This is a genomic window from Actinoplanes sp. NBC_00393, assembly GCF_036053395.1.
In the GTDB taxonomy this organism is placed as follows: Bacteria; Actinomycetota; Actinomycetes; order Mycobacteriales; family Micromonosporaceae; genus Actinoplanes.
The window spans coordinates 3,327,425-3,340,285 of the sequence record NZ_CP107942.1 but is presented as its reverse complement, the minus strand read 5'-3'; the positions used below and the strand labels follow the sequence as shown (position 1 = coordinate 3,340,285).

Annotated in this window: 12 protein-coding genes and 1 pseudogene; 4 read left to right on the top strand and 9 right to left on the bottom strand. The window is 69.7% G+C overall.

Annotated features, from left to right (window positions below):
- The first annotated feature begins 128 nt into the window (after window positions 1-128).
- From OHA21_RS15755 to OHA21_RS15745, 4 genes and pseudogenes are all read left to right on the top strand, one after another.
- Entirely contained in the window at window positions 129-632 is a 504-nt protein-coding gene (locus tag OHA21_RS15755; RefSeq protein ID WP_328474649.1) for a hypothetical protein, read from the top strand.
- Between the two features lie 162 nt (window positions 633-794).
- Window positions 795-1,034 (top strand): annotated as a pseudogene (locus OHA21_RS52725) (AMP-binding protein); the annotation flags it as partial.
- A 190-nt stretch (window positions 1,035-1,224) separates the two neighbouring features.
- The gene (locus OHA21_RS15750; RefSeq protein ID WP_328474647.1) at window positions 1,225-1,530 is read left to right on the top strand and encodes a hypothetical protein; all 306 of its coding nucleotides are present in this window, start codon (window positions 1,225-1,227) and stop codon (window positions 1,528-1,530) included.
- Window positions 1,520-2,287, top strand: a complete 768-nt coding sequence (locus OHA21_RS15745) for a DinB family protein (protein ID WP_328474645.1) — start codon at window positions 1,520-1,522, stop codon at window positions 2,285-2,287. Before OHA21_RS15750 ends, OHA21_RS15745 begins: the two co-directional genes overlap by 11 nt.
- 151 nt (window positions 2,288-2,438) lie before the next feature.
- Here the strand turns inward: OHA21_RS15745 and OHA21_RS15740 are convergent, their stop codons facing one another.
- The 9 genes from OHA21_RS15740 to OHA21_RS15700 all read right to left on the bottom strand — a co-directional run bounded on the left by OHA21_RS15740 (window position 2,439) and on the right by OHA21_RS15700 (window position 12,761).
- The gene (locus OHA21_RS15740; RefSeq protein ID WP_328474643.1) at window positions 2,439-2,837 is read right to left on the bottom strand and encodes an MmcQ/YjbR family DNA-binding protein; all 399 of its coding nucleotides are present in this window, start codon (window positions 2,835-2,837) and stop codon (window positions 2,439-2,441) included.
- A 121-nt stretch (window positions 2,838-2,958) separates the two neighbouring features.
- Window positions 2,959-3,096: a hypothetical protein gene (locus OHA21_RS15735; RefSeq protein WP_328474641.1), complete on the bottom strand. Its 138-nt coding sequence runs from the start codon at window positions 3,094-3,096 to the stop codon at window positions 2,959-2,961.
- A 12-nt stretch (window positions 3,097-3,108) separates the two neighbouring features.
- On the bottom strand, window positions 3,109-4,860 hold the full coding sequence (locus OHA21_RS15730; protein ID WP_328474639.1) for an ABC transporter ATP-binding protein: 1,752 nt from the start codon (window positions 4,858-4,860) through the stop codon (window positions 3,109-3,111).
- Window positions 4,857-6,521 (bottom strand): ABC transporter ATP-binding protein, encoded by a 1,665-nt coding sequence (locus tag OHA21_RS15725; RefSeq protein ID WP_328474637.1) that lies wholly within the window; start codon window positions 6,519-6,521, stop codon window positions 4,857-4,859. The genes OHA21_RS15730 and OHA21_RS15725 overlap by 4 nt, the downstream gene beginning before the upstream one ends.
- A 53-nt stretch (window positions 6,522-6,574) precedes the next feature.
- Window positions 6,575-7,807, bottom strand: a complete 1,233-nt coding sequence (locus OHA21_RS15720) for an alpha/beta hydrolase (protein ID WP_328474635.1) — start codon at window positions 7,805-7,807, stop codon at window positions 6,575-6,577.
- Window positions 7,804-8,850, bottom strand: a complete 1,047-nt coding sequence (locus OHA21_RS15715; RefSeq protein ID WP_328474634.1) for a FecCD family ABC transporter permease — start codon at window positions 8,848-8,850, stop codon at window positions 7,804-7,806. Before OHA21_RS15715 ends, OHA21_RS15720 begins: the two co-directional genes overlap by 4 nt.
- Entirely contained in the window at window positions 8,847-9,800 is a 954-nt protein-coding gene (locus OHA21_RS15710; RefSeq protein ID WP_328474632.1) for a FecCD family ABC transporter permease, read from the bottom strand. Before OHA21_RS15710 ends, OHA21_RS15715 begins: the two co-directional genes overlap by 4 nt.
- An 86-nt stretch (window positions 9,801-9,886) precedes the next feature.
- Complete coding sequence (locus tag OHA21_RS15705; protein WP_328474631.1) at window positions 9,887-10,867, bottom strand: ABC transporter substrate-binding protein; 981 nt, start codon at window positions 10,865-10,867, stop codon at window positions 9,887-9,889.
- 16 nt (window positions 10,868-10,883) lie between these two features.
- Entirely contained in the window at window positions 10,884-12,761 is a 1,878-nt protein-coding gene (locus OHA21_RS15700; protein ID WP_328474629.1) for a siderophore-interacting protein, read from the bottom strand.
- Window positions 12,762-12,861: the final 100 nt, after the last annotated feature.

The following is a 12,861-nucleotide window of genomic DNA, read 5'->3' as shown; positions in this document are numbered from 1 at the left end:
TCTCTGCTCACCGCCCAGCCTACGGACGGCGGCTACCGCCGACGTCAAACGGCATGCGAAGGGCTCGGGGAGGGGAGGGAGGGAGGGAGGGAGGTTGCTGTGGTGCCACGGCCCTATCCTCGGGAGCCGTGCGTTCACGCTCGGAAAACTCGATGTTCGTGATGATGGTGATCCTGCTGGGGTCACCCGCTGTGTGGTATTTCGTCGGCCGGCTGGAGGGCGCGACGATCATCGACACCGACCAGTGGCACAACGGGTTGATGGCCGGCGGCATCGGTGGCGGCCTGGCCGCCGTCTGCTGGCTCTGGCGCACCGTCCGGCACCGCAACGACGGTCTCGTGCCGTGGCAGTGGATTACCGCGGGCCTGCTGCTCGTCTCTGCGATACTTCCGCACTCGGTCACCTGGCCCAACGCCCGGCGCGGACTGCCGACCCCGCCGGTGGACAGCGCCGAGGACGTCGCGATGACCATCTACGCGATCATCGCCCTGGTCTGCAGCCTGCTGGTCGGTCTGATCCGCGTCATCACCGCGCCGGACAACTCGACGGACCCGTCCGTGCTCAAACGAACCCGGATCCGCCCGCGTCCCGCCCCCTCCAAACACAAGAAGAAGAAGCAGCAGCGCCGCTGACCAAGGGCCGTACCCGAGATCGGGCGTCTTCCGCGAGATAGCCAGCGCCCTTGGTAGCGCAGTCCGCCACGGCTCGCCGCGCGTCGGCTACCGGCAACGGCAACGGCAACGGCAGACCGTGGCGCGCGTTCCGCGGCAAAGTCGTGCACCCGGTTATCCCAGATCGGCACGGACACTGACCGCCTTCTCAGCGCACGCGCGATACCAGCGGTAGATGAGTGTGGGGCTATGTCGAGGACCTCGGTGGCCGCGACGCGGTATCCCTGCGACGCCTCGACCTCGCAGTGGGTCCCAATCGGGCGCCCGATCCGCAACGTGCGAACCTATGTCCTCGACGAGGAGCTGAACCCCGTCCCGGTCGGCGACACCGGCCAGATGTACCTGGCCGGCGCCGGTCTTGCCAGAGGCTATCTCGGCCATCCCGGCCGCACGGCGGCCTCGTTCCTTCCGGACCCGTTCGCCGAGAGGCCCGGCAAGCGCATGTGCGCCACCGGGGACAACGGTCGGCTTCAGCCGGCCGGGATCTACGAGTACGTCGGCCGCATCGACGACCAGATCAAAGATCAGTGGGTACCGGGTCGAAATCGGCGAGGTGGAGCACAACCTGCGCGCATGCCGAGGCGTGGTCGACGCGGCGGCACTGTTGCGCGAGGACACCCCGGGCGGCGCGGCCATCGTCGCCTATCTGGTCGGCGAACGGCGACCCGACGAGTTGCTCACAAGCCAACTGGGTAGTTGGCGACCCGCGCCGATGATTGCACGCGTCTACGTCTGGCTGGACGAGATGGCTCTCAACCGCGCGGGCAAGATCGATCGTCGAGCGCACGCCCAGATGCTCGATCCCGCACTCCCTTGCGGGGGGCGGGACGGATACGGGAAGCTGTCCCATGCCTGCTGAGTACACCCAAGATGACCAATTCCGTGGTGCCCGCATCCATCTGTGCGACCTCTCTGGCCTCGAGATTCGCGATTGCGACGTCACCGGTCTGAAGATCGTGGACTGCTATGGGGGTACCGTCTCCCTTGGTGGCGGCTTCGAGCGTGTCGTTGTCAATGACATCGACGTGACCGCCTACGTCGAGGCCGAACTCGATCGGCTGCATCCCAACCGGGTGCTGGCCCGTGAGGCCACGTCCGCCGCCGAATACCGGGCCGCTTGGGATGCCATCGAGAAGCAATGGGGCGAGACGCTTGACCGTGCCAGGCGCCTACCGGAGGCGAAGCTGCATGAGCAGGTCGACGGCGAGTGGTCGTTCCTCGAGACGCAGCGGCATCTGCTGATGGCCAGCGATGCCTGGATCGGCAACGCCGTGCTCGAGGAGGATGCGCCGTACCACTCGTTGGGCCTTCCTGGCGGCGGGAAGCCGGCCGAAGCATCGGCGAAGCTCCTCGGACTCACCCTCGATGCCATCCCGACGCTCGACGAGGTACTCGCGCCGCGGCTCGCCCGCATGGCCACGATGCGCCGGGTCGTCGACGAGCTCACCGAGGCCGAGCTCGACCGGGTATGTGGTCGCAAGCCGGCCGACCACTACCCGGACAAGGACTACGTCGTACGCCGCTGCCTCAGCGTCGTGCTCAAGGAAGAGGCCGAGCATCACCGGTACGCGGTGCGCGACCTCACCGTACTCGAGGCCCATTCCCGAACCGAGTGAAGGCGCGTCCGGGCAATGGACGGCGATCTCGCGATCCTGCGCTTGACCAGCCCATCTTGCTGTCGGAGCCCCTCACCGCACCCGCACTGCCCAGCCAGGGCGCGGTGCCGACCGGCGAGGTAAGCGGCAATGTGGGGAGGTAGCCGGCGGTTCATCGACCTGCCTTCAGCCGGAACGCGAGGCGGCGGGGCGCCTGCACGCGATAGCTGTCCGTCACCAGCTCGGCAACCTCGACCCAGTCCGTCTCGTCGTCCAGCACCATTCCCACGACATTCACACCCCAGTCGGCCCGGAAGAACGGAGGGCCGGCATGCGCCAGCGCGGCCAACTCCCCGGGCGGCGCCCGGAAGGTCATCAGGATGGCCGGATCGTCCAGATCGATGTACGCCGACCGCCTCTCGTCGGTGGTGTAGACGTGCAGGAACGTCCGCCGGCGAATCCGCCACCGCAGGCCGATCCACGCCGGCTCCTCGTACGCCTCGGGCAGTTCCCGGCAGATTACCCGGAGCCGGCCCACAACGGCGGGTGGAACGTCCGCGATGTCGCTCATCTGTACCTCCCGCGCCCATCCTGCCCGCCGGGTAGGACATCAGCACATCAGAGTCTCCGGGGTTGGCGGGGCCGCGCCGACGTCATAGGACTATCGGAACCGGCTCGGAGGACCTGTGTGCCTACAGGTCACGTACCTCGATTGCCCGCGTGGTGGGCGCGGCATCGCCGATCCCGTCCCGGTAGCCGAGTCGACATCGATGGGCCACCGTGTCCTCGGTCGCGTACGCGGCTGTGCACTGCACGTCGTACGCCGGCACCCACCACCCAGGTCACTCAGCGAACGCACCCCGACCGGCCTCCCACGCCGACCACAGCCCGGCGTAGACGCCGCCGGCGGCGATCAGTTCGGAGTGCGTCCCGCTCTCGGTGATGCGACCGTGCGCCATCACCACGATCCGGTCGCACGCGGCGGCTTGGGTGAGCCGGTGGGCGATCACCAGCCCGGTACGGCCGGCGAGAGCTGCGTCGGCGGCACGGTCGAGCAGCCCCGACTGGGTGGAGCCGGCTTCGGCGGTCGCCTCGTCGAGGATCGCGAGGTCGGGGTCGGTGAGCAGCAGGCGGGTGAGGGCGAGCTGTTGTGCTCGGGCGTCGGTGAGGGGATGTCCGCCGGCGCCGACCATCGTGTCGAGGCCGTCCGGCAGCAGGTCGAGCATTCCGGCTGCGCCGGTGGTGTCGAGCGCGGCGCGCAGCTGGTCGTCGGTCGCGTCGGGGGCGGCGAGGGTGAGGTTGTCGCGCAGGGTCCCGGCGAACAGGTGGGTCTCCTGGGTGATCACCGCGATGCTGCGGGGACGGGTCACGGTTCCGGTATCGGGTGGGTGGATGCCGGCTATCACCGACGCCAGGGTGGTTTTCCCTGCACCGGACGCGCCGACGACGGCGATGCGCTGCCCGGTGGGGATGTCGAGGGTGATGTCCTGCAGTACACGAGGGCCGGTTCCGTAGCCGAACGCGACGCTTTGGAGCCGGACAGCATGGGCGGTGCCCCGCGGTGTGGGCGGCTCGTCTGCGGGTTCTGCGACAGGGATGGTGGTGACGCCGACCATGCGGTTCAGCGATGCGAGCGCGGACTGCAGGGTGTCGATCACGAACATCAGCTGGTTGACCGGGCCGAGCAGGCGCAGCACGAGCAGCATGGCGGTGGTCGCACCACCGACGGTCGAGGTCCCGTGGTCGATCAGGACGAAGCCGACCACGAGGACGGCGGCCAGGCTCAGGCATTCGCCGAGGTTGAGGCGGGCGTTGAGCATGCTCTGTACGGTGCGCGCCCGCAGCGCCTGTACCGCGACAGCCCAGGAGGTGGTCATCACGGTGTGGTGGCGTTGTTCGCCGAGTCCGAAGCCGAGCACGGTCGCATAGCCGCGCTGGGATTCGACGATCTGCTGGGCGCGGGCGCTCATCGCCGCCCGTTCGGCCCGGTACACCGGTGGCCCGGTGCGCAGATACCACCGCATCGCGACCGCGTAGACGGGCAGCACGACGGCGAGCGCGACCGCGTAGGGCCAGTCCAGCGCGGCCAGTCCGCCCAGGGAGACGACGATGGCGAATGCGGCGACGGTGACCACGGGGATCACCGCGGGGGCGGCATCGGTCACGGCGGTCACGTCGTCACTGGACCGCGAGATCAGATCGCCGGTGCCGGCCCGCTCCACGGTGTGCTGCGGCAGCGTCAGGGCGCGGGCTACGAGTTCTTCGCGCAGCGCGGCGAGGATGGCGTGATAGGCGCGGGTGGCGAGCACGATCGTCACCGCGGTGCCCGCCGCCCCGAGGACTGCCGAGAGTGCCATGACCGCCGTGACGGTCAGGACGGTGCCGAGGTCGGCGGTGCTGGTCTGCGCCCGGTCGATGAGGAACCCGATGGCCACCGGCGGGATCAAATCGACGGTGGTGCTGACGATCCCGAGCACCGCGACGACGGCGAGGCGGAGCCGGTGCCCGCGGCTGAGCCGCCAGAGCTCCCTGGCCGTTTCCCGGCCGTCCGCGACCGGCAGCGCCTCGTCGGCCGCTGCGAGTGTCCCGGTCATGGCGCCACCGGCTCGTCGAGTACGGCGAGGAGGTCCACGACGTGGTCGCAGCAGCCGAGCAGCGCCGGGGACGAGGCGATCAGCAGCGTCGAACGATTCGCGCGGACTCCCCGTACGCGTTCGGCGATCTTCTGTTCGGTCACCGGGTCGACCGCGGTGGTCGGGTCGTGCAGCACCAGCAACGGCGCGTCGCTCGCCAGGGCTCTGGCGAGCGCGACGCGTTGACGCTGGCCTCCGGAGAGGCGGTTGCCGCCCTCGCCGACCGGGCCGTCCAGATCGGCGGCGAAGTCCTCACAGGCCGCCGCCCGCACCGCCGCCTCCAGCAGCTCCGGAGCACGGGCAGGCAGGGCGAGGTTGTCGCGGACGGTTCCGTTGAACAACGTCACCCGGTGGGGTGCGACGGTGACAAGGCAGCGGTACTGCGCTGAGGTCAGCTCGTGCACCGGCTGTCCGTTGAGGCGTACCTCGATGTCGGTGTCGGCCTGCGGGTTCAGCAGTGCGTCGGCGATACGGGTGGCGGTCCGGTCATCGGCGCGTACCCCCACCAGCTCACCGGGCTGCACCCGGATCGACGCGCCGGACACGTCCAGTACCAGCGTCGGTGTGACCTCGGGACGTGTCCCGCAACCGGGCGCAGGCGTGGCTATGTCGGCGCCTGCGTTCCGCAGTGCGGCGAGGATGCGTGCGGCCGATGCGCGGGCGTTGGCGAGGTTGGGGATGGACGCACTCGCGATCGCCTGCATCTGCGGCAGCAGCGCCTGGGTGAGGCCGACGGCGGTGATCAGCCCGCCGATGCTCAGCTGCCCGTCAACCGTGAACCAGCCCGCCAGCCCGGTCACCGCGGCGACGAACACACCGTTCACCATGCCGGAGCCCACCAGATACCTGCCGAGCAGACCGGCGTTGCGCGTGGCGCCCACGAGCGTCTCCCGGCTGGCCCGCCGGTATCGCCGGGTCGCCTCGGCCTCGGCGCGCACCCCCTTGATCACCCGGTAACCGGTGACCAGATCGGCGGCCCGTCCCACGGTTCCGGCGAGCAGATCCTGGTATTCGCGGGTGTCTCGGGAAAGCCGTTCGCTGAGCAAGCCCATCAACCAGACCGCCACGGGCGCACCCAGCAGCGCCGCGACGCCGAGCGGCCAGTGCGTGACCAGTAACGACACGGCGATGAACCCGATGGCGGCGATCCTCGCGATCGGCAGGACGACGAGCAGGCCGGCGTTGGCCAGGCGGGCGACGTCGTTGGTCATGACCGAGACCACCTCGCCGTCCGGTGCCCGCACCAGGGCGCCGCCGGAATGCAGCACACGGGTCGAGAGGGTGGCCCGCAGCCGGTGCTGCAACAACTGAATCGCATAGGCGTTGAGCCGGTTCGTGCCCCGGGCCGTCCCGGTCAGCGCGACATACAGCGCCACCAGCACACCGATCCACATCACCAGTTGCCCGGCGTCCCCGGGCGCCAGCGCCCGGTCGATCGCGGCTCCCATCACCACTGTGACCGCCGACTCGCCGACCTGCCACACGATCGCCAGCAGCATCGCGGGGATCGTGACCCGTGGCAGTGAGAAGATGACACGCGCCACGAACCGGCCCGCGCTGTCACCCGCCCGGACCTCGAACGGCCGGACGTCAGGCGGCTCCGGCGGCGCTTGCCACAGCACCGGCAGCCACCTCGTCAGCGGTCCGCGCCCCAGCCCGCTCGGATCGTCTCTCCTCAATGTCCCGAGGCTCCAGGTTCCACCGTGAGCGGGAAGCACCAGCGCAGCGCGTCGGCGAAGAGTCCTCGCCACCAGGCGTAGTCGTGTCCGCCGGCGAACTCCCGGTAGACGGTGTCGTAGCCCTTCGCGGTGAGCACCTGGTCCAGCCAGCGGCTGTGGGTGTTCGAGCTCTCCAGCTCGCCGGCATCGTGGAAGATACGGATCGGGGCCGGTTCCGCGGCCAGGTAGTCGGCGATCAGCGTCGGCACGGGCGTTCGGCGCAGCAGTTCACCCGCCCCGGTGCCCCCTTTGAGGTCGGGATGGTACCCGCATGAAGGGGACTGGATGATGGCGTTGCCGAACGTCTGCGGGTGATGCAGCGCTGTCCACCCGGCGCACAGGCCGCCGAAGCTCTCGCCGGCCAGCGCCACGTCGCCGGGGTCCCGGGACAGCGGATACCGGTCGTGGAGCCAGGGCAGCAGCTCCTCGACCAGCATTCGAGAGAACGCCGGATCGCAGAGCAGCTCTTGGTAGCGCTGCAGTCCGAGCTGATCGACGAGGACCACCGCACAGGGCCGGATCAGTCCCGCCCGGACCAGGGCATCACGCACGCTCGGCGCGCTGTGGTCCGGCGTACCGTCCAAGTGGATCACGAATGGCAGTGCGCTGTCGTCCGGGAGCTCGCCCGGGGGCATCGAGACCCAGATGCGGCGTTCGTTGCCGAGGAGCTCACTCGCCAGCACGGCAGACTCCATCGCCGGGGCCGGCTGCGCTTCGGCGTGATCCAGCCAGGGCAACGGCACCGCATCGGGCAGCACTGCCACGGAAGCCCCGGAGAACCTCTCGACCGAGCACTCGGAGAACCGCGGCGGCGGATTGAACCGGTCCGGAACCCGTTCCGCATCTCCCGTCGGCCCACATCGTGTGAACACGTACGAGAAGCGCAGGTCGGAACGCATCCGCAGAGTGAGAGTACGAAACGGCGTCCCGGGCACCGACGTGAACTGCGTGTCGATCCTGTTGAAGCCGATGGTGGGGCCGATGACGACCGAGAGGGTCACCGTCGTGTCGTCCCCGGGCTCGTCGACGAACGTCACCTCCACCTCACCCGCACCGATCTGCTCGACGAGCGGAGCACCGGTCTCCTTGAGGTGCCGTCTGAATCTTTCGGGACTCCACTCGCCAGTGGACAGCTTCTCGACGAACGGATTGGCCGCACGGTCGGTGATGATGCCGGCGCGGGTGCTCACAGGCGTCTCCTGGCTTCGGTGAACAGCAGCCAGCCTAGATAGCCGCCGCCGAGGATGACGGTGATGATCCCCACCGGCAGGGGAGTGGGGGCGATGTGCTGGGCGATGTAGTCCGCCGCCAGGCACAGCAGGGCGCCGACGAAGGCGGCTGGTGCGAGGGTGATGCCCGCGGTGCGGGTGAGCCGGCGGGCGATCTGCGGGGCGACCAGTGAGATGAACGCGATCGGCCCCGACGCAGCCGTCACGGTCGCGGTCAGCGCGACCCCCACCACGATCAGGCCGAGGCGGGTCGGGGAGACCCGTACCCCTTGCGAGGCGGCCGCATCGTCACCCAGTTCCAGCTGTCGCATCGGCCGGCTCAGCATGCCCGCTATGAGCAACAGCACGCTGATGCAGGCGCCGCCGAGAACCACCTGGTCCCACGCCACCCCGTTGAGGGAGCCGGCATCCCACGCGGCGGCGGCCATCGCCACCTCGAGATCGGCCTGAAGGATCAGCCACGTGTTCAGCGAGCGCAGCATCGCCGACAAGCCGATGCCGACGACGATCAACCGGAATCCCTGCACACCGCGCCGATAGGCGAGCGCGTACACCGCGAGGGCGGTGGCCAGCCCGCCCAGCAGCGCCCCACCGACCAGCTGCAGGTAGGTGCCGTTGATGACCAGGATCACGATCAGCGCGCCGGTGTAGGAGCCCTGGGAGAACCCGATGACACCGGGGTCGGCGAGCGGGTTGCGCAACATCGACTGGAACACCGCCCCGCTGACACCCAGCGCGGCACCGAACACCACGGCCGCCGCCACCCGGGGCAGCCGCCACTCGACCACGATGTCGTGGACGAGCCCGGTCTCGCCGCCCGTCAGCGCGGAGACCACCTGCCCGGGACTGAGCTGGTACGAGCCGGTCATCAGCGCGAGCACCGCCGTGGCCGCGACCGCCAGCGCGAGCGCGGCGCAGACGGCGACCGAGCGCCACTCGAGCCGTACCGCGATCCTGCGGCGACGCAGCACCAGCACCCGCCGCCCGAAGTCCACCTGAGTCACAGTCCGCTCGCCTTTTTACGCCGCACGAGCGCGATGAGAACGGGAGCACCGACGAAGGCGGTGATGACGCCGACGGGGATCTCGCTCGGGTGCATGACGAAGCGCCCGAGGATGTCGGAGGCCAGCAGCAGGATCGGGGCCAGCACGACGCTGTAGGCGAAGATCCAGCGCTGGTGCGGGCCGACGATCCAGCGAGCCACGTGCGGCACCATGAGTCCGACGAAGATGATGGGTCCGGCGATCGCGGTCGCTCCGCCGGCGAGCACGGTGAGCGCGATGATCGCGAGGACGCGGGTGCGGGCCAGCCGGACGCCCTGGGCGACCGCCAGATCGTCGCCCAGGGCCATGGCGTTGAGTGGACCTGACACCGCGAAGGCCAGGATGAGTGCCACCGCGAAGAACGGCAGGACCGGCCACACCAGATCCAGTGGCCGGCCGACGATCGAACCGGCATTCCAGGACCGCATCGCGTCGAACGCGTCCGGGTTGGTCAGCTCGAGTGCCGACGCGGCGCCGCTGAGCACCGCGCCGACACAGACCCCGGCGAGCACCATGACCACCGGTGACTGCCCCTGGCGGGTCGACCCGAGGGCGAGCACCATGAGAGTGACGATCAGCGCCCCGGCGAAGGCGAACCACATGTAGCCACCGATGTCGCGGATCCCGATCAGCCCCACGGCGACCGTCACCGCGAAGGAAGCGCCCGCGTGCACGCCGAGGATGCCCGGATCGGCCAGCGGGTTGCGGGTCAACGCCTGGATCAGCGCTCCCGCCACGCCGAGCGCCGCGCCCACCACGAGGCCGACGATGGTGCGCGGCAGCCGGTAGTCACGGATGGCGAACTGGTCGATGTCGGCGGAAGGATGGAACAGGGCGTCCCACACCACCGATGGCGCGATCGCCGTCGACCCGATCATCACGCTCAGCAGCAGCAGGACAAGCAGTGCCACGAGCGCAACGACCAACCCGATCAAGCGCCGACGCGGTCCGGGCACCGGCACGGTGCCCGGACCGTCGTGGCGCAGGGCGAGAGTTGTCACTTGTTGGCGGGCAGGGTGGCCAGAGCGGTGTCGAGCGAGTCCAGGTACCGCAGGACCGGCCCGTAGGAGTTGTTGCCGGGGCAGAAGACTCCCAGCGCGCGGCCGGAGTTCACGGCAGGCAGCGCCTTCCAGGTGTTGGTCTCGACCACCGGCGCGAAGGGCGCTTTCGGCTGGCCCGCGGCGTCGACGGGGTAGGTGATCACGTCGTACTTGGACAGCTCCGCGAGCTGCTCGTACGGCAGGGACGTCCAGCCCAGGGGGTCTTCGCCTTCGGCCGCTTTGGGGAAGTTCATGCCGAGGTCACCCTGGGCGATCTCGACGCAACCGAAGTCCGCGACGGAGAACGTTCCGGGATCGGAGCTCTCCCAGCGGTCGAGGTTGACGAACTTGGTGCCGGCGATGATCTCGCCGTACGTCTGCTTGATCTTGGTGATCTTCTCCTCGAACTGCGCCTTCTGCCCGCTGAGCCCGTCCGTGACGTTGCCGGCCTGCGAGACGCCGTCGGCGAGGGCCTTCCACTCGACGTCGAGCCCCCAGAAGACCGTCGGGGCGATCGATTCCAGCTGCTTCTTGATCTCCTCGAACTCGCCGTCGGGCAGCTGGGCCAGGATGAGGTCCGGCTTCAGGCCGGCGAGCTTCTCCATGTCGACCTGATCGCCGCTGGCGCCGACATTCGTGGCTGCCTCGAACGTGGCTTTCTGTTCGGCGGGAATGAGGCCGAGTTCGGAGGCACCCACCGTGGTGACGGCCACCGGCTTGCCGCCCATGTCGATGAACGGAAGGGTCGTGTTGCCGATCGTGGCTACCCGCTGCGGGTCGGCGGGCACCTCGATCGTGCCGTTGCCGCCCGTGACGCTGCGTGTCTGGGGAGCTGCGTCGGCGGTGTCCTCGCCGTCGCTGCCGCAGGCGGTGAGGACGAGCGTGGTGCTCAACAGTGCGGCGAGGAGGGCCGCGCCGCGTCGTGTCAGGGTGGTCATGGTTCTTCTCTTCTTTCTACTTCTGTTGTGCGGAGGGACCAGCGGGTACGAGTTCGTGGACGGTGGCGCCCCAGCCGACGGTGTGCGTCGCACGGTGGGCGAGTCCGGCTCGGGTGAAGACCGCGTCGAGCTCGGCGGCGGTGCGCAGACCGGAGCCGTGCACGGTGAGGCCGAGCAGATCCGCTTCGCCGTCGTGCTCGTCCAGGTCGTCGAGGCCGAAGGTCTCCTCGACCACCAGCACGCGGCCGCCGGGAAGCAAGCCCTCGGCCGCGCGGCGCAGGGCATGGGCGGCGTCGGCGTCGGGCAGGGACTTGAAGGCGCGGATGACGAAGACGGCATCCGCCGCCGGGCCGGGTTCGAAGACGGACTGCTCGGCCACGCTGACCTGCGCGCGCTGCTGGTCGTCGGGGATCGTGTCGGGCAGGTCGCGGCGCAGCCAGTCGGCCTGGGCGGGCAGCGCGCAGATCGTGATCCGCAGGCCGGGGTGGGCGGCGAGGAACTCCCGGGCCTGGGCGCCGGCGCCGCCGGAGTGCAGCACCAGGTGCTCGACTCCGTTGAGGATGCCGGACCTGGCGATCGGCTCGGCCAGCGCGGCCTGGAACCTCGCCAGGCGCTCCAGGTAGCGATCCTCGTAGTCCTGGTCGGCGCGTACCTCGGCGAAGGTCTGGCCGGTGACCGAGGCGTACGACGGCCGGCCGGTGCGAATCGACTCGGTGAGCCCGTGCAAGCCGAGCATCTCGCGACCCACCACCCCGGCCGGGTGCAGCCGGTCGGCGATGAACTCGAGTGTCAGGACCTCACCCACCGGTGTCAGCCGGTAGTGGCCGGGTTCGGTCTCGGTCAGGACGTCCAGGGTGTGCAGGTAGCGCAGCAGCTTGCCCAGCGCCCGTTCGTCGCAGTCGGTCTTGGCGGCCAGGTCTGTCACGCGGGTGACACCGCGGGAGATCAGCTCCGGTACGTCCAACTCGACGGCAGTGCGGATCGCCAACGGCGCGACCAGCTCGGTCAGCTCATGCAGCCGCTCGAACGGCGTGGCCGACTTCTGCGGGTCGGGCATCGCCGCGTCGGTCTCCAGGGCGACGACCTCGCCGCGACGCCAATACCCGGCGAAGCCGATGTCCTCCTTCGGCACCCCGCGGTCCTCGACCAGATGGCGGCGCAGATCCCGCACGGACGTGTGCTCCCCGGCGAGCCACGCGAACGGTCGCCCCTCCCACCAGCCGCTGTCCTTGACCGCATCCAGCAGCAGGGTGGTCGTACCCGCCTCGGCGCCGTCGCGCACCAGCCAGGTCACCTCGACGTGCGGCAGCGTGCGCAGTTCCAGCCGGTGTGAGTCCTCGGCGACCTCGACGAACACCCGCGCCCGGGTGTCCTCGGGCAGTTCGTCCAGCAGCCGGGCGATGGCCGGAAGGGCGGTGTCGTCCCCGGCGGCCAACAGCCAGTCCGCGTCGTCAGGGAGCGCGCGCGACGCGCTCGGGCCGTAGAAGTGGATGCGGTCGCCCGGTTGCGCGCGGTAGGCCCAGGTGGTGCCCACGCCGATGCCGTGCTTGACGAAGTCCACGTCCAACTCGCCGGCTTCAGCATTCCAGCGGCGGACGGTGTAGACCTTCGACAGGGGGCGGGGATTCCTCGGCAGCTCCACGCCCCGCTCCTGCTGCACCGGCAGCACCGGCTCGCTGTGGCCGGGGTAGCGGAACACCAGCCGGATGTCGTCGTCGAAACCGAGCGAGTCGAAGGCGGGCTGTGCGAAGCCGTTGGCCGAGGTGAACGCGCGCAGCTGCGCTCCGCCCAGCGTGATCCGCCGCATCCCCGGCGTCAGGTCCGCCACCCGAAGGACCTCGACCTCGCGCAGGGTTACTGGGTGCACGGTGAGCCGGCGTGCGGTCTTCGGCATGCTGAAGGCAGCCCTTTCCGGTCGTTCGACTGAGAGTGAGGCCACGCGCCGGATCGGCGGAGCGGCGCTCGGCGATTAGGTTAGGCTACCCTCACCATAT

Excerpts from the sequence above, each read along its gene's own strand:
- OHA21_RS15745 (WP_328474645.1), top strand. The coding sequence starts at position 1,520 with ATGCCTGCTGAGTACACCCAAGATGACCAATTCCGTGGTGCCCGCATC.
- OHA21_RS15705 (WP_328474631.1), bottom strand. The coding sequence starts at position 10,867 with ATGACCACCCTGACACGACGCGGCGCGGCCCTCCTCGCCGCACTGTTG.
- OHA21_RS15740 (WP_328474643.1), bottom strand. The coding sequence starts at position 2,837 with ATGAGCGACATCGCGGACGTTCCACCCGCCGTTGTGGGCCGGCTCCGG.
- OHA21_RS15700 (WP_328474629.1), bottom strand. The coding sequence starts at position 12,761 with ATGCCGAAGACCGCACGCCGGCTCACCGTGCACCCAGTAACCCTGCGC.
- OHA21_RS15730 (WP_328474639.1), bottom strand. The coding sequence starts at position 4,860 with ATGACCGGGACACTCGCAGCGGCCGACGAGGCGCTGCCGGTCGCGGAC.